Source organism: Bradyrhizobium sp. AZCC 1588 (genome assembly GCF_036924735.1).
GTDB lineage: Bacteria > Pseudomonadota > Alphaproteobacteria > Rhizobiales > Xanthobacteraceae > Bradyrhizobium.
The window spans coordinates 7,152,699-7,167,738 of sequence record NZ_JAZHSC010000001.1 but is presented as its reverse complement, the minus strand read 5'-3'; the positions used below and the strand labels follow the sequence as shown (position 1 = coordinate 7,167,738).

Annotated in this window: 14 protein-coding genes; 12 read left to right on the top strand and 2 right to left on the bottom strand. The window is 63.5% G+C overall.

Annotated elements, in window-relative coordinates:
• The first annotated feature begins 58 nt into the window (after positions 1-58).
• Complete coding sequence (locus tag V1277_RS35165) at positions 59-637, top strand: septal ring lytic transglycosylase RlpA family protein (RefSeq protein WP_442894551.1); 579 nt, start codon at positions 59-61, stop codon at positions 635-637.
• 36 nt (positions 638-673) lie between these two features.
• Here V1277_RS35165 and pdxY read toward each other — a convergent pair whose 3' ends face one another.
• Positions 674-1,525, bottom strand: a complete 852-nt coding sequence (pdxY, locus tag V1277_RS33545) for a pyridoxal kinase PdxY (protein ID WP_334420015.1) — start codon at positions 1,523-1,525, stop codon at positions 674-676.
• 110 nt (positions 1,526-1,635) lie between these two features.
• Here pdxY and V1277_RS33540 point away from each other — a divergent pair, with 110 nt between their 5' ends.
• The 7 genes from V1277_RS33540 (at position 1,636) to V1277_RS33510 (ending at position 7,884) form a co-directional block, all read left to right on the top strand.
• Positions 1,636-1,905: a DUF2312 domain-containing protein gene (locus V1277_RS33540; protein ID WP_065744950.1), complete on the top strand. Its 270-nt coding sequence runs from the start codon at positions 1,636-1,638 to the stop codon at positions 1,903-1,905.
• A 573-nt stretch (positions 1,906-2,478) separates the two neighbouring features.
• Positions 2,479-2,748, top strand: coding sequence for a hypothetical protein (locus V1277_RS33535; protein ID WP_334420013.1), 270 nt, complete (start codon positions 2,479-2,481; stop codon positions 2,746-2,748).
• A 306-nt stretch (positions 2,749-3,054) separates the two neighbouring features.
• Positions 3,055-3,699 carry an FMN-binding negative transcriptional regulator gene (locus tag V1277_RS33530; protein WP_334420010.1) on the top strand — a complete coding sequence of 215 codons (645 nt, stop codon included), beginning with the start codon at positions 3,055-3,057 and terminating at the stop codon, positions 3,697-3,699.
• Between the two features lie 220 nt (positions 3,700-3,919).
• Positions 3,920-4,633 (top strand): ROK family protein, encoded by a 714-nt coding sequence (locus V1277_RS33525; RefSeq protein ID WP_334420007.1) that lies wholly within the window; start codon positions 3,920-3,922, stop codon positions 4,631-4,633.
• Between the two features lie 526 nt (positions 4,634-5,159).
• Positions 5,160-6,158, top strand: coding sequence for a Bug family tripartite tricarboxylate transporter substrate binding protein (locus tag V1277_RS33520; RefSeq protein ID WP_334420006.1), 999 nt, complete (start codon positions 5,160-5,162; stop codon positions 6,156-6,158).
• 197 nt (positions 6,159-6,355) lie between these two features.
• Complete coding sequence (locus V1277_RS33515) at positions 6,356-7,384, top strand: SH3 domain-containing protein (RefSeq protein WP_334420004.1); 1,029 nt, start codon at positions 6,356-6,358, stop codon at positions 7,382-7,384.
• 239 nt (positions 7,385-7,623) lie between these two features.
• Entirely contained in the window at positions 7,624-7,884 is a 261-nt protein-coding gene (locus tag V1277_RS33510) for a PepSY domain-containing protein (protein ID WP_028346352.1), read from the top strand.
• A 94-nt stretch (positions 7,885-7,978) separates the two neighbouring features.
• Here the strand turns inward: V1277_RS33510 and V1277_RS33505 are convergent, their stop codons facing one another.
• On the bottom strand, positions 7,979-10,048 hold the full coding sequence (locus tag V1277_RS33505) for an ATP-dependent helicase (RefSeq protein WP_334420003.1): 2,070 nt from the start codon (positions 10,046-10,048) through the stop codon (positions 7,979-7,981).
• A 204-nt stretch (positions 10,049-10,252) separates the two neighbouring features.
• Here V1277_RS33505 and V1277_RS33500 point away from each other — a divergent pair, with 204 nt between their 5' ends.
• From V1277_RS33500 to V1277_RS33485, 4 genes are all read left to right on the top strand, one after another.
• Positions 10,253-11,239 (top strand): tripartite tricarboxylate transporter substrate binding protein, encoded by a 987-nt coding sequence (locus tag V1277_RS33500; protein ID WP_334420002.1) that lies wholly within the window; start codon positions 10,253-10,255, stop codon positions 11,237-11,239.
• A 429-nt stretch (positions 11,240-11,668) separates the two neighbouring features.
• Entirely contained in the window at positions 11,669-12,697 is a 1,029-nt protein-coding gene (locus V1277_RS33495) for an IS110 family transposase (RefSeq protein WP_334418049.1), read from the top strand.
• An 881-nt stretch (positions 12,698-13,578) separates the two neighbouring features.
• Positions 13,579-14,499: a DMT family transporter gene (locus V1277_RS33490; RefSeq protein ID WP_334420001.1), complete on the top strand. Its 921-nt coding sequence runs from the start codon at positions 13,579-13,581 to the stop codon at positions 14,497-14,499.
• 1 nt (position 14,500) lies between these two features.
• Positions 14,501-14,920 (top strand): tripartite tricarboxylate transporter substrate-binding protein, encoded by a 420-nt coding sequence (locus V1277_RS33485; RefSeq protein ID WP_334420000.1) that lies wholly within the window; start codon positions 14,501-14,503, stop codon positions 14,918-14,920.
• The last annotated feature ends 120 nt before the right edge of the window (positions 14,921-15,040 follow it).

The following is a 15,040-nucleotide window of genomic DNA, read 5'->3' as shown; positions in this document are numbered from 1 at the left end:
CGCGATTGCCGCGTGTTGGTTTTCGGCTTGGGCTGGGGCGCGAGCGGGGGAATGCAACATGTCGTCCATTGGCTGCACCAGTACTTCGTGCGTCGACGTCGGCCGGACTCAATTTGAAGCGCGATCAATCACGGCTGAGCGCGCAGGAAAATTCATACGACTGCTTGCTGTCACGCTGGGAGCGGCATCGCTTGCGGCTTGCGCGCAGTCCTCGGTCGTTACGCAAAAATCGGAGCTTCGCACCAGCCGGCAGGCGTCGCTCGATCAGGATCGAACGACATCATCAATGATGAAGCGGCGCGTGGCCGCCGTGAGAAAGCACACCGCCTCGCGCAGGAATGCAGGCAGCATCAAGACGAACTCGCATGGGATTGCCAGCTTCTACACCGAGGGAACGAAGACAGCGAGCGGCGAAAAGTTCAACACGCTCGAAATGACTGCCGCCCATCCGACGTTGCCGTTCGGCACCAAGTTGCGCGTGACAAACCTCGCGAGCGGCCGGTCGGTGACGGTGCGGGTCAATGACCGCGGTCCCTATGTTCAGGGTCGCATTGTCGACGTCTCCTATTCCGCGGCCGACGCGCTGGGAATGGTGGGGAAAGGTGTTACCAAGGTCAAGCTCGACGTCGTGCAGTAGCTGACGAGGTGAAGGGGTCCGTAGGGCTGATCGGCCTTACGACCCGCTGATAGTGATGGCCTCAAACCTGCGCTTCGGATGCGTCAGCAGTTCGGCACTCTCGACGATGCGCATTTCTGCCGTGCCGCGGATCGCGGTGCGCTCCAGCACGGCGAAGATGGCCGACGCCGCGTGGCTGAGCGCTTCCGGCGTGTCGGCGCTACGGACGTGGGCGGAGACCAACAGCGCGGCAAAGAGATCGCCGGTGCCGTTAGGGCTGATCGGCAGTTTCGGCGTGCGCACGCGCCACGCCTTTGCGCGCTCGACGGCCAGCGTCTCGATCTCGCCTTCCGGCGTATCGGACAGCTCGGCGCTGGTGATGACGACCGTCCCGCGCGCCATGAACGCGCGCGCTGCCTTCAGCACCTGATCGATCGAGGCTGCCTTCGTTCCGCACAGCCATTCGAACTCGAAATGATTGGGCGTGATGATGTCGGCAAGCGGACACAGAAGATCGCGCACGAGCGGCGGGATGTCGGCGTGGACGAACAGGCCGCGGTCGCGATCCCCGAGCACGGGATCGCAGCAATAGCGCAGCGCGGGGTTACGAGTCTTGGCGCGCGCGACGAACTCCGCGACCACGTTGGCGTTCTCGGCCGAGCCGAGATAGCCCGATAAAATCATTTGCGCGCTATCGACCGCGCCGCGCTCCTCGATGCCGCGCAGGAGATCGGCGACGAGATCTGCATCGAGCACGCGGCCGCGGATGGTCGGATAGCCCGGCCGGTTGGAAAGCAGCGTGGTCGGCACCGCCACCACGTCGATCCCGTGCATCTGCATCGGAAACACCGCGGCGCTGTTGCCGACATGGCCGAAAGCGACCTGCGACTGAATCGAAATCACGTTCATGCGGATAAGTCTGGGAAATGCCGAATTGCCGGGGCGGGAACCCGCCGAGGTTAACACATTGGTTATTTGTTTGCGGGCATTTTCACGATCCTATTCAAAAGGGAGTCACCATGTCTGACGTCACCATTCCCGGCGGCCGGATTCGTTCTTTCGTTGAGCGGATCGAGAACATCGATAGCGAATTGCAGGAGCTGAACGAGCAGAAGAAGGAAGTGTTTTCGGAGGCCAAGGGCGAAGGGTTTGACGTGAAGATCCTCAAGGAGATCATCAAGCTGCGCAAGCAGGACCAGGACGAGCGCGACGAGCGCGAAAGCCTGCTCGATCTCTACATGCGCGCCATGGAAACCGCGCCGCCGGAGAAGGAAGCGAAGGCGGCGTGAGCCTGCCGGCACATTGCTGAATACGACTGCGTCATGGCCGGGCATAGCCGTCCAAAGGACGGCGTTGCTTGCGCTCGCCTATGCCCGGCCATCCACGTCTTTCTGCGTCATCACGCAATAGCGTAGATGGCGGCCCCGCCGAATCATCGCGAGCGGTGGGATTACGCCGCTCAGCATGAGAGGTCGGTGCTCGTGTGGCTTACCCCTCTCCCCAACCCTCCCCCGCAAGGGGGGAGGGAGCTCGGCTCGCGTGCTCGCCTAACAGAACATACGGCTCTTCTGGTTTGCACCGTCAGGGACGCAGTGCGGATGGGTTCCCTCTCCCCTTGCGGGAGAGGGTTAGGGAGAGGGGTGCCGCTTGCGCCGCTGTCAAATGGAGCCTCCGACTTGCGCTGCGCTTTCTGATTTTCCGGCTGCAATGCGGAAAATTCCAGCGAACCTTCGCGGCTGATCGTGCGACCAACGGCCGGTTCCGCATTCAATCCTCGCATGTGTGCATTGCAGCAACGTGCTATTGCAGCGCAGCAAAATGATTATTAGGTCCGTATTTCAAGCTACCTATGGAGAATTGAAGTGAAGAAGATTTCCCTGTCCATCGCTGCCGCCGCTGTGCTCGCGATGACGGCTGCAACTGGCGCCGTCGCAGCCGAGTTGCCGTCCTATGAAAAGGCGGGTTTTCCGGTTTCGGCCGTGCAGGTTCAAGCGCTGGGCGCTGAAAACGTCCGGGAAGCATCGCCGGTCGCAAATTCGGCCACGCCGTTTCAGCTCAGCGTCCTGACGCCGCGGAACAGGATCACCACTGCACAAGGCCAGACCGACACCACCGGTCGCGCCATTCGCTGAACTCTACCGTTAGATCGGCGCTTGAACTGAGCTCTAGCACGTAGCCAGTCCCAGCTTTGCAAAAAGCCCGCGATGTCGTCGCGGGCTTTTTCGTGATGAGCGCGTGCGGCATCCGCGCGCAAGCGCGAAGCAAACGCGTTGTTAAGAATTGGCCCGCGCTGATCTGCGCGATTCCGATTCGTTCTTTGCGAACAAAATGGTGTCGGATGAAGAACAAAGCTGTGTGCTGGGCTCGGACCGATGACCACCAGGGGAGAATAGGCTAGCCTCAACGAAAGCCAATCATCCTCCCGCGAGCGCTTGGCCATGCACATTCTTCGCCCCCAGTTTCGCATCGAGGAGAGCCGTGCGCTTGCGTTCGCGGCCGAGCGCGGTTTTGGCGTGATCGTCGCCGCGGACGAGCGCGGCCCGCGCGCCTCGCATGTGCCGTTTGTGCTCCAGCAACGCGACGATCGCGTGATCGTCCAGATCCATCTCACGGCCAAAAATCCGCTCGTCGAACTCGCCGACGGCGTCAGGCGCTTTCTCCTGATCGTCTCCGGCGACGACGCCTATGTCTCCAACGACTGGTATGCCTCGCGCGATAACGTTTCGACCTGGCTCTACGAGGCCGTGCATCTCTCCGGCGTCGCGCACTTGCCCGAGCGCGACGAGAACCGCGCCCACGGCGACGCGCTGCTCGCAGCCGCCGAGGCGCGCCTGCCGAAACCGCCCTGGGACCTCGCTAGAATGGAGCCCACCAAGCGCGAAACCATGCTCGCCTCCATCCGCGTCATCGACCTCGTCGTCGACGAGATCGAGGGCCAGTCAAAGCTCAATCAGCACAAGAGCAATGAGGATCACGTGGCGGTGGCGAACCACCTCGCGCGCGCGGAGGAGACGGGGAGTAGGCGGTTGGCCGAGAGGATGCGGGCGCTGCGGCCGGGGCTGGGGTATGACGTTGAGCAGTAGCGCGGATGAACCAGCGGGTCGAGCACCGCATCCGTGCTAAGCAAGCACGAAGCAAACGCGTTGTTAAGAATCGGCTCGCGCTGATTTGCGCTGATACGATTCGTTCCTTGCGAACAAAATAGAGTCGGATGCAGAACAAAGCTGTGACGCTGCTTGTCTCTCCGCTTCAGGTGAGCATCGGCTGGCGTTATGATCATCCGACCGAGCAGGGCGCGAATTCATGGCGAAGAAAACAGCCAAGCGTGCGTCGCGACACACGATCCTCGTGATCGACGTCGGTGGTTCGCGCGTGAAGGTCATGACCAGCACGGAGCGGATCAGGCGCGCGTTTGCGTCCGGTCCCGAGCTATCCGCGAAAGTGATGGTGAGGAAGGTCAAGGCGCTGACGAAGGACTGGTCCTATGACCTCATCGCCGTCGGGTATCCGGGACCTGTGGTCAACAACCGGCCCTTGTCGGAGCCTCACAATCTCGGTCAGGGGTGGGCCGGCTTCAATTTCGAAAAGGCCTTCGGCCGCCCGACGAAGGTCGTCAACGATGCGCTGATGCAGGCGATCGGCAGCTACCAGGGCGGCCGGATGCTGTTCCTTGGCCTGGGGACGGGTCTTGGCTCCGCGATGATCGTGGATGGCATTCTGGAACCGATGGAGCTGGCTCACCTGCCGTACCGCAACGGCAAGACGTTCGAGCAATGCGTCGGCGCCGCAGCCCTCAAGCGCCTTGGCAGGAAGAAATGGCAACGCGCGGTCGATGACGTCCTGAAGCGTCTGCTCGCTGCACTGGAGCCGGACTACGTCATGCTGGGCGGCGGAAACGCCGACAAGATCGACAAGCTGCCGCGCAAGGTCCGACTCGGCGCCAACACCAACGCGTTCGAGGGCGGATTTCGGCTGTGGAAGAAGGGGGCAGTCAAACCGCGCGGTGCACGCCGATAGAGAATGCCGCCCTGGCGGCGTCAGTGAGTAGGGGCAGGCTATTGACGATCAGGGTCCGGTCGTTCGGTCGATTGCTCGACTTCTTGCCCACAAGCGCTTGACCGCGTGATCCTGCGTTCGTAGTGGGAGGCCAGTTGCAGCAGCCGCCTCTTGACCAACGGGTCAGCTTGCTCGGCGAGGGCCCTGACTGTCCTTGCCCTTTCCCTGCAAAACTCGTCGTCCATATCCATCCCCGGAACTCGAGCACCATGGGCGAAAGTGTAGGGCAGGTGCTTTGAACCGCGTGTGGGCCAGATCACAGATGCAGGTCGAGTGCCCCGGGGTTGAAACGAGCTGCGCCATCGTCGGGGCCCTTTTGTTTTGGTGAGCGGGTTCCCAGCATCGCGCACAGCTCGTAAGCTGTGTCAGCCGAACGCGCCCCACCTCTCGTCAGAGATCATCGCGGAACGCCGATCGAAGACGGAGCGAAGGAGGAGAACAGCGAAAAGCTGCGACGCGGCGCATGGTCTTAAAGGGGAGGACACCGATGCCGCTGTCTATCGACCGCCGTCGCGCGCTTGCGCTCCTTGGCTCTTCCGTTGCCGCGCCGTGGCTTATGCCGCGCGCGGGACGTGCGGCAGAGGCCTGGCCGATCCGGCCCGTAAAATATGTCAACGGCTTTCCGGCCGGCGGCGCCACCGACACGCTCTCGCGCCTGCTCTGCCAGAAGATGAGCGAACTGTCCGGACAATCTTTCGTGGTCGAGAACAAGGCCGGCGCCGGCGGCGTGCTGGGCACGGACGCGGTCGCAAAGGCGCCGGCGGACGGCTATACGGTCGGGCTCGGCGGCATCGCCTCCAACGTGCTCGCGATCGGCAGCTACGCAAAACTCCCGTATCGCCCGCGCGAGGATTTCACCTTCATAACAGGCATGTGGCAATTGCCGAACATCCTGAGCGCGAAGAAGGACCTGTTCTCCGCGGACCTGAAGGAATTGCTCGCGGCCTTCAAGAAGGAGCCGGGCAAATACACCTACGCGTCCGCCGGCTTCGGCACCACGCTGCACCTCTCCGGCGAGATGCTGAACAGCATGGCCGGCGTCCAGCTTCGTCACGTGCCCTATCGCGGCGCAGCTCCAGCGCTGAATGACCTGCTCGGCGGCAATGTCGATCTGCTGTTCGACAATCTGCCGGGCTCGCTGCCAAGCGTGCGCTCCGGCGCGATCCGCCCCGTGGCGGTCACCGCGAAGAAGCGGATCGCAGAGCTTCCCGACGTGCCCGCGTTCGCCGAACTGTTGCCCGGCTACGAGATGACCTCATGGACCGCGCTGATCGGCCCCGCCAACATGCCGCCCGACCTCGTCGCGCAGATCAACGCGCTTACCGCAAAGGCCCTGAACGACCCCTGGCTGAAACAGCGCTACGCCGACTTGGGCGCCACTACGTGGCCGACCACCCCGCAGGAGATCACGGCTTATCGCGACAGCGAGGAAGCGCGGTTGTTGCCGATTATGAAAGCGGCGGGGATCAAACCGGAGGGTGGGTAAGGAAGGGGAGGGTCTCCGCGGCTCGCCTGCCGAGATCGCCCTGAGAGTTTGTGCAGAGCCCATAACAAACGAGAGCGGACAAACGAGAGCGCCGCGTCTCGCGCCTGCGAGACGCCTGCATCCTTCAGCTAACGCGACCCCTCCTCAGGGAACACCTGTTTCGCTGCGGCGTTCCTGCTCGAGAGGAGGAATTCGCCATGAAATTTAGAGCATTGTTCATTGCAGCAGCCATGCTGCTGATGCCGACCGCCGCACTGGCGGCACCGGGCATCGTTACCACCACGGTCAGCCTGAAGGCCGGGCCCGGTGAAGGCTTTCCGACCGTCGACCGCATTCCAGGCGGCACCCGTGTCAACATCCATGGGTGCTTCAGAGGCAAGGCCTGGTGCGATGTGAGCTGGTCGGATGATCGTGGCTGGGTGTCGTCGCGGTATCTCCAATATCTCTACCGCAACCGCTACGTCTATCTGCCTGACTATGTCGACGAGATCGACGTTCCTATCGTGCCGTTCGTGCTGACCACGTACTGGTCGAGCCACTATGCGGCACGTCCCTGGTATCACCGCCGCGCCCACTGGAGCGGCTACTGGCGATCGCATGAGCGTGTCGCGACGCGGCTGACGATCGACCGCTCGGCGGCCCGGATCGGCCGCGCGGCGGTCGCGCGCGACGCTGCGCTCCCCGAGGCAAGGACGCGTATCGGTGTCGAGGAGAGGTCGCGTGCCCGTGTCGAGGAACGGACGCGCGCCGGTGTGACGGAGCGGAGCCGCGCCGGCGTGACGGAGCGCGTGACGCGGGAGAGGGACATCACGACGCGTGGCGCACGCGAAGCGCGCGAACGCGCGGTGGTGCAGGACCGCATGACGCGCGAAAACGCGCGGACGGCACGAGAGAGCGCGCGGATGACGCGTGAGAACGCAAGATCAACGGTGCGTGAGCAGCCGATGACCCGCGCCCGCCCGCAGACGCCGCCGATCGTGGCCCGCGGCCATGACGAACCGCGCGCGGCTGCGCCGCGGATCGAGCGTGCCACGCCCCGCATGACGCAGCCCGATGCGGCGCGCGGTGGCGGCGGCCCGCCGAACGTACGCGCGCAGCAGACGCCGGCCCCGGCCGCTCCGCGCGCAGCAGCGCCCGCGCCGCAGGGCGGCGGCGCGCCGCAGATCGCACCGCGCGGTGGCGGTGGACCGGGCGGAGGCGGAGGCCCCGGTCAGGACAGGCGCTAATGAACGAAAAGCCCGGCCTTGAGCCGGGCTTTTCTTCTGCTCGACGATCATTCGGACCACGCTTGGGTACTACGCTGCTCCAGGCGTGCATGGCGGGCTAGTTAGCGAGCGGGAACCGCCGCGAAATCGCCACAACTGCCGAAATTTCTGGCTGTTCCGCGATCTCTGGTGTCGGAACACACTACCCTGCCGCTCGTTCTAATTGGCGTAACAGCTCAACGCGTTCGACAGGAGTGTCCATGCGAAATGTCATTCTTCCAATTGTCACTGCCTTAGCGCTTGGTGCAGCGACACCTGCCGTCGCCTTCGATTCCGGTGACCAGATCTCGATGGAGACCGCGCTCGACGTCGCGACCGGTCTCGGCGTCATGACGGTGTCCTATACCCAGTTCCAGGGCGATCAGTGGGAGATCAAAGGCCGCGACCGCGCGGGCCGCTGGATGGAAGTCTATGTCGACTCGCGAACCGGCGAGGTGCGCCACATGAATCGCGGATGGTAGTGGCGTTCTCTCCGGCGTAACGAGTAGCAAGCGGCCTGCATGAGCCAACCGGGTCGCGCATTCGCGCGACCCGGTAGCTCGTCCGGCTACGCTGCTAACGCCACATGCTGCGCATGCGTTCACGAATATCCATCTGCACATTTTGACTTGGCGTCGGGTGTGCCGCCGGGGACGCCGCCGGCCATGTCTGCCGTTCGAACAGCTTGACCAGATGATCCGGTATGAAGCGCGTCCGGGACGCATAGACATGCCGGTCGCCGCGTGCCTGCTGGCCGTGCACGAAGAAGCGCTGCGGCACGATCAGATGCAGATCGTCCTTGGCGCGCGTCATCGCGACGTAGAGAAGGCGGCGCTCTTCTTCGAGTTCAGCCGTCGTGCCGGCGCCAAGATCGGACGGCATGCAGCCGTCGACAACGTTCAAGGCGTATACCGACTTCCATTCCTGCCCCTTGGCAGAGTGGATCGTGGACAGGATCAGATAGTCTTCGTCGCGCAGTGGTGGTCCGGAGCGATCGCTGGTCGCGTCAGGCGGATCGAGCGTGAGCTCGGTCAGAAAGCGCTCGCGCGACGGATAACCCGAGGCGATCTGCTCGAGCTGCAGCAGGTCGGCCAGCCGCACCTCGCCATCCTCGTGAATTCGCTCCAGATGCGGGGTGTACCAGAGCCTGATACGTTCGATGTCAACAGGCCATTCCGAATAGCGGAGGTTAGTCAGCGTTTCGACAAAGGCGGTCCAATCCTGGCCGGCGCGGGGAGGCGTCGGCAGCGCTGCGAGCGCGGAGATCGGATCGGCCATTACGGTGGTTTGATCGAGAATGCGCTGGGCCGACGCCGGGCCGATGCCGGGCAACAAATGAAGCACGCGGAATCCGGCGACGCGGTCCCGCGGGTTCTCGACGAACTTGAGCAGCGCAAGCACGTCTTTCACGTGGGCGGCGTCCAAAAACTTCAGGCCGCCGAACTTGACGAAGGGAATATTGCGCCGCGTCAGCTCGACCTCCAGCGGGCCGCTGTGTGAGGACGTCCGGAACAGAACAGCCTGCTCCTTGAGATGCGATCCTTGTTCGCGGTTCGCCAGCACCTGCTCGACGATGTAGCGCGCCTGGTCGGCCTCATCGCGAACCGTGATCAGACGCGGTAGCTGGGCCGAATTGCGCTCGGTCCAGAGATTTTTTGTGAACCGTTCTCTGGCAAGCCCGATCACGCCATTGGCGGCCGCCAGAACCGGCTGGGTGGAGCGATAGTTGCGGTCGAGCGTGACGATCTCTGCTTTTGGGCTGAAATGATCGGGAAAATCCAAAATGTTTCTGACGGTGGCCGCGCGAAACGAATAGATCGATTGGGCGTCGTCCCCCACCACGGTGAGGCCGCGTCCATCCGGCTTGAGCGCCAGGAGTATCGTCGCCTGAAGCCGATTGGTGTCCTGATACTCGTCGACCATGACATGATCGAACCGGCCGCCGATCTCCTGCGCGATTGCAGGCTCGGACACCATCTGCGCCCACCACAGCAAGAGGTCGTCATAGTCGAGCACGTTCTGCTTCTGCTTGGCCTCGACGTATGCAGCGAACAATTGCTTGAGTTCGTCAGCCCATCCCGAGCACCAGGGATAATGCTGCCCGAGCACCGCCTCGATCGGCGCCTGCGCGTTCACGCAACGGGAATAGATCGCAAGGCAGGTGCCCTTGGTGGGAAAACGGGACTCGGTCTTTGAAAATCCGAGCTCGTGGCGTACCAGATTGAGCAAATCAGCCGAATCTTCACGATCATGGATGGTGAAGGCCGGATCGAAGCCGATGCGTTCGGCATACTCGCGCAGCAGCCGCGCCCCGATGCCATGAAAGGTGCCGGCCCAGCTCAAGGCCTCCGTCATGATACCGGCCTTGTCGCCGAGCACGCGGCGCGCGATGCGTTCGACACGCTGCGTCATCTCGGCGGCAGCCCGGCGTGAAAACGTCATCAGCAGCATGCGGCGCGGGTCGGCACCTCTGATGATGAGGTGGGCCACACGATGAGCGAGCGTATTGGTCTTCCCGGACCCTGCGCCGGCAATGACAAGGAGCGGCGAGCCTATGGTTCCATGCGGGCCGATGCCGTGCTCGACGGCCCTGCGCTGCTCGGGATTGAGGCTTTCCAGATATTGATCGGTATTTTCGGCGAGCACGAATCACCCCATGTCGATCGGAGGATCGGCGGATTCGCTGAAGGTCGCAATGAGGGATGTCCGCGGCTCGCCCTCGGCCAATCCGCCCTGCGCTTGCTTCTCCTTGACATGTCAGCGCTCCGCCGCCCGAATGGCGAATAGCGCATAAGCGCCCGTCGCGGTGTCTCGCCCGGCGCATAAAAAACAAAGCGGGAGGGTTTGCGAATGTTTCGCCAGGTCAGCAATTTGGTCAGAAATCTCGCGCTTGCGGCGCTTGCGGCCGCTAGCCTGCTCGGCTCCGGAAACGCGCAAGGGGCCTTCCCGGAGCGGCCGATCACGCTGATCGTGCCGTGGGCCGCCGGCGGCGGCACCGACGCGGTCGCGCGCCAGATCGCGAGCATGCTGGAACGCGATCTCAAGCAGCCGGTGAACGTCGTGAACCGCACGGGCGGGTCGGGCGTGGTCGGCCACCAGGCGATCGCCACCGCCGCGCCTGACGGTTACACGTTCGGTCTCATCACGCTCGAGATCAACCTGATGCACTGGGTGGGGCTGACCGATCTCACCTGGGAGAAGTATACGCCGATCGCGCTGGTCAACCAGGACCCCGCCGCGATCCACGTCAAGGCGGACTCGCCCTACAAGACCGTCAAGGAACTGTTCGCGCATATCAAGGCGAACCCGAACAAGGTGGTGGCCTCGGGTACGGGGCAAGGCGGAAGCTGGCATGTCGCGCTGGCCGGCCTGATGCAGGCCGACGGCGTTTCGCCCGGCTCGATCCGTTGGGTGCCGTCCACGGGTGCTGCAACCGCGCTGACCGATCTCGCGGCCGGCGGCGTCGACTTCGTCGCGTGCTCGATGCCGGAAGCCGAGGCGCTGATCAAGGCGGGGCGTATCCGCAGCCTCGTGTTCTTCTCACCCAAGCGCGCGCCTAACTTCCCTGATGTGCCGACCACCGAGGAGGCGACGGGTCACAAGTGGCACAAGGGTGTGTGGCGCGGCTTTGCGGCGCCCAAGGGCCTGCCGAAGGAGATTGCCGCGCAGTACGAGACCGCGATCAAGAAGATCTGGGACAGCGAAGAGTTCAAGGAGTTCATGAACAGGCGCGGCTTCGACATGATCTATCTGGACTCGGCTGGCTTCGCGGAGTTCATGAAGGCAGACAACGAAGACAACGGCAAGGCGCTGAAGTCGCTCGGGCTGGCGAAGTGAGGGAGTGAAGTGAGTGGCGCCGTAGTCCGGATGAGCCAACGGGTCGCGCGAATGCGCGCCCGATGACAGGCTCTGCGATATCCGGGGCGGTGCTAGAGTTGTCCCGGATGTCGCGTCGCGCATCAGGGCTCCTGACCACCGATATCGTGCCCCAGGCGCGGTGCAAATACTCTTTCCCGGTACACCGCAGGGCCCAGACACAAAATCGCGAAAACAACCCCATGCAAAGTAGAATAGGCCCGAGTTCGCAGCGAGTAGATGGGGTAACGGGCCCCTGGTCCCACCTTCCAAGCGAGCCGCGCTTGCTACGGCGCTTTTGGTAGGCGCGCTTCGCGCGGCTCGCTTGGAAGGTGGGCGGTCGTCCCTCACATGGATGGTGTGACGGAGTCGAAGGATGAGCCTCGCTCCAAACATCGAGGAGAGACGACCATGGACCATTATGCCGGAATCGACGTTTCATTGGAATGCTCGAGCGTGTGCGTGGTTGAGGCAACCGGCAAAATTTTGCGCGAGGCCAAGGTGGCCAGCGAGCCGGAGGCGTTAATCGCCTGGTTCCGTTCGCTCGGCTTCGGCCTTGAGCGGATCGGGCTGGAGGCCGGACCGCTGTCGCAATGGCTGTTTGCGAGGATGAAGGCGGCCGGACTTGCCGTGGAGCTGCTGGAGACACGGCACGTACGCAAGGCGTTCGAGGCCATGCCGGTGAAGTCCGATCGCAACGATGCGCGCGGGATTGCGCAGTTGATGCGGCTGGGCTGGTTCCGGCCGGTGCATTGCAAATCGATGAGCGCGCAAGAGACGCGGGCAATATTGACGGCCCGCAAGCTGGTGCAATCGAAGCTTCGCGATGTCGAGAACAGCCTGCGCGGGATCCTGCGCGGTTTTGGCCTTAAGGTTGGCAATACGACGGAGCGGGAGTTTGCAGGACGGATCAATAAACTCGTTACAGCCCACCCGCATCTTCAAAAAATCGCCGATGCACTGTTGTCGGTGCGCGAGGCACTGCGGAAGGAGTTCACGGCTTTCGAGAAGCAGACCCGCAAGATGGTACGATCCGACATGCAGGCACGGCTGCTGACGTCGGTCCCGGCGGTTGGCCCGATCATCGCACTCACCTATGCCAGCGCCATCGACGATCCGGGACGGTTCACGTCGTCGAAGCGGGTGGGAGCGCACTTCGGGCTGACCCCGAAGAGGCATCAATCCGGCGAGACCGACTACACCGGCCGGATCAGCAAGATCGGCGACGGCTCGGTGCGCACGGCGCTCTATGAGGCCGCCCACCTCATGTTGACCAAGCCGATCAAAGGCTGTTCGCTCTTGAAGAGCTGGGCGATGCGGATCGCCAGGCGCGCCGGCATGAGCAAGGCCAAGGTGGCACTGGCGCGCAGGCTCGCGGTGATCATGCATCGCATGCTCGCCGACGGAACCCCCTTCAACGCCGCCGCTGCGGCAATCTGACAGGAGAACGCAAAACAGTTTTCGGGCAGGTCACGACACCAGGCCTTCTCGAAGCGAAGTCCCATCGCCGGGACGATGGATCAGGTCAGACCGCTAATCCGCCAGTGGCATCACGACCACGCGTCCGTAGATTGGTCGGCCTATCCTCTTCCAACCCCATCAGGTGGCGGCCTTGCGCCGACCCCGTACAGAAGCGAGACCCCGGCGAACGGACAACGCAAAAAGGGATTGACTGATCGAGGCCCGTTACAGAAGGGCGGATTAGCGAAGCGCAATCCGCCGCCTTGGTCACCTGGAATGGCGGATTATGCGTAGCCTGTCATCGGGCCGCGCATTTGCGCAGACAATCCGCCTACGCTTGCTGATCCGCCGCGCTTGCTACTTGCTCAGTCCGCGCCGCTTACGTTCCAACTCCGGATTGGGCGCAAGCCGTACGTCCGTCAGCGCACGGTCCGAAGCATTGTTGAAGCAACGAGGCCTCGGTACATTGAAGTGAAAACATCCGCTCGACTGACACTGCGCCGCTCGGTCTCTGCACGCGCTCGAGCAATTTCCGCCACCTGGACAGGTTCGGTTGCAGACGCCTTGCCAGACGCCGCAGAACTCCCGGAGGTTTCGTGCCTCCTGGGCGGTAGCCTGATTGAATACCGAAAAGAGCAATACGCCGAGCGCAAACGCGCCGGCCAAACAAATGGCTTTCATAATATCTCCCCCGAAATATGGGTGGCATTAGAGGGGCAAACGAAGCCGTCTTCAAGCAAGATCAGCCTCAGGACTCGCCCGCCCTCGGCGTCAGGAAGCAGGCGGCTTGCGGCGGCGCGCCCGTCAGCCCTGCGTGGGCGTGGGTTGAACAGGGGTGCGGGCCAAGTTAAGCGTCCGCAATGAACCAGCCGACCAGCGGCGGCGATGCTTCAGCGCAAAAACCTGACACCAAACCGGCCCTGCTTGGGGTCGCGTGCGGCGTTGGTGCGGCGCTGTTCTGGGCGCTCGGCTTTGTCGCGACCCGGCACGGGCTGAAGGTCGGCTTCACGCCGCCGGACCTGCTGATGCATCGCTTCGTGTGGTCCGGCCTGGTGTTCCTGCCGCTCGTGCTTCGCGCCGGCATCGCCGATCTCGGCGGCATCGGATGGAGCCGCGGGCTGGTGCTGATGGTGTTGGGCGGGCCTGTGATGTCGCTTATCAGCTATACCGGCTTCCTGTTTGTCCCGCTCGGCCATGGCAGCGTCATCCAGCCTTCCAGCGCGACGCTCGGCGGCCTGCTGCTGGCCGCGGTGTTCTTGGGCGAGCGGGTGCCGCCCTCGCGCGTGCTGGGGGCGCTCGTCATCGTCGGCGGGCTTGCAGTGATCGGCGCCGAGTCGATCGGCCATATTGGTTCAGACGGCGTGCTGGGCGATCTGCTGTTCGTGATGACCGGATTGATGTTCGCCGTGTTCGGCACGCTGCTGCGCCATTGGCGCGTCTCGGCGTTCTCGGCCGCCACCGTCATCAGCGTGGTGTCGCTGGCGCTGCTGCCGCTCTATGCGGCCTTTAGCGGGTTCGCGCGCGTGGCGGCGCTGGGCCTTGGCGAAAACGCGCTGCAGGCGCTGGCACAGGGCATCCTGGCCGGCCCCGCTGCGCTGTATCTGTTCGCATTCTCGGTCCAGACCATCGGCGTCGCCCGCGCCGCGGTGTTCCCCGCGACCGTGCCGGCGCTGACGATCCTCGCCGGCTGGCTCCTGCTCGGCGAGCCTCCGACCGCGTTGCAGGCAGCGGGATTGGTCACGGTGCTGTTCGGATTCTATCTGGCGCAAAGGCAGCGGTGAGGTGTGTGATCGGCCGTTCCGTCATTCCGATCTCGCGGCCGGAGGCGTCGACTTCGTCGCGTGCTCGATGTCGGAAGCCGAGGCGCTGATCAAGGCGGGGCGTATCCGCAGCCTCGTGTTCTTCTCGCCCAAGCGCGCGCCGAACTTCCTTGATGTGCCGACCACCGAAGAGGCGACGGGTCACAAGTGGCACAAGGGTGTGTGGCGCGGCTTTGCAGCGCCCAAGGGCCTGCCGAAGGAGATTGCCGCACAGTACGAGACCGCGATCAAGAAGATCTGGGACAGCGCGGAGTTCAAAGAGTTCATGACCAGGCGCGGCTTCGACATGATCTATCTGGATTCGGCTGGCTTCGCGGAGTTCATGAAGGCGGACAACGATGACAACGGCAAGGCGCTGAAGTCGCTCGGGCTGGCGAAGTAAGTGAATGAAGCCGACTCGGTCGCAGAACCGCGGATTACGCCTTTGGCTAACTAACTAATCCGCCCTGCGCTTGCTCGCTGGAAGATGCCGAGGGGCGCTGCGGCGCCGACGGCGATATTC

What these genes read in the sequence shown, in the direction of transcription:
- V1277_RS33495 (WP_334418049.1), top strand. Translation starts at nt 11,669, where the DNA reads ATGGACCATTATGCCGGAATCGACGTTTCATTGGAATGCTCGAGCGTG.
- V1277_RS33515 (WP_334420004.1), top strand. Translation starts at nt 6,356, where the DNA reads ATGAAATTTAGAGCATTGTTCATTGCAGCAGCCATGCTGCTGATGCCG.
- V1277_RS33525 (WP_334420007.1), top strand. Translation starts at nt 3,920, where the DNA reads ATGGCGAAGAAAACAGCCAAGCGTGCGTCGCGACACACGATCCTCGTG.
- V1277_RS33520 (WP_334420006.1), top strand. Translation starts at nt 5,160, where the DNA reads ATGCCGCTGTCTATCGACCGCCGTCGCGCGCTTGCGCTCCTTGGCTCT.
- V1277_RS33490 (WP_334420001.1), top strand. Translation starts at nt 13,579, where the DNA reads ATGAACCAGCCGACCAGCGGCGGCGATGCTTCAGCGCAAAAACCTGAC.
- pdxY (WP_334420015.1), bottom strand. Translation starts at nt 1,525, where the DNA reads ATGAACGTGATTTCGATTCAGTCGCAGGTCGCTTTCGGCCATGTCGGC.
- V1277_RS33540 (WP_065744950.1), top strand. Translation starts at nt 1,636, where the DNA reads ATGTCTGACGTCACCATTCCCGGCGGCCGGATTCGTTCTTTCGTTGAG.
- V1277_RS33500 (WP_334420002.1), top strand. Translation starts at nt 10,253, where the DNA reads ATGTTTCGCCAGGTCAGCAATTTGGTCAGAAATCTCGCGCTTGCGGCG.
- V1277_RS33530 (WP_334420010.1), top strand. Translation starts at nt 3,055, where the DNA reads ATGCACATTCTTCGCCCCCAGTTTCGCATCGAGGAGAGCCGTGCGCTT.
- V1277_RS33510 (WP_028346352.1), top strand. Translation starts at nt 7,624, where the DNA reads ATGCGAAATGTCATTCTTCCAATTGTCACTGCCTTAGCGCTTGGTGCA.
- V1277_RS35165 (WP_442894551.1), top strand. Translation starts at nt 59, where the DNA reads ATGTCGTCCATTGGCTGCACCAGTACTTCGTGCGTCGACGTCGGCCGG.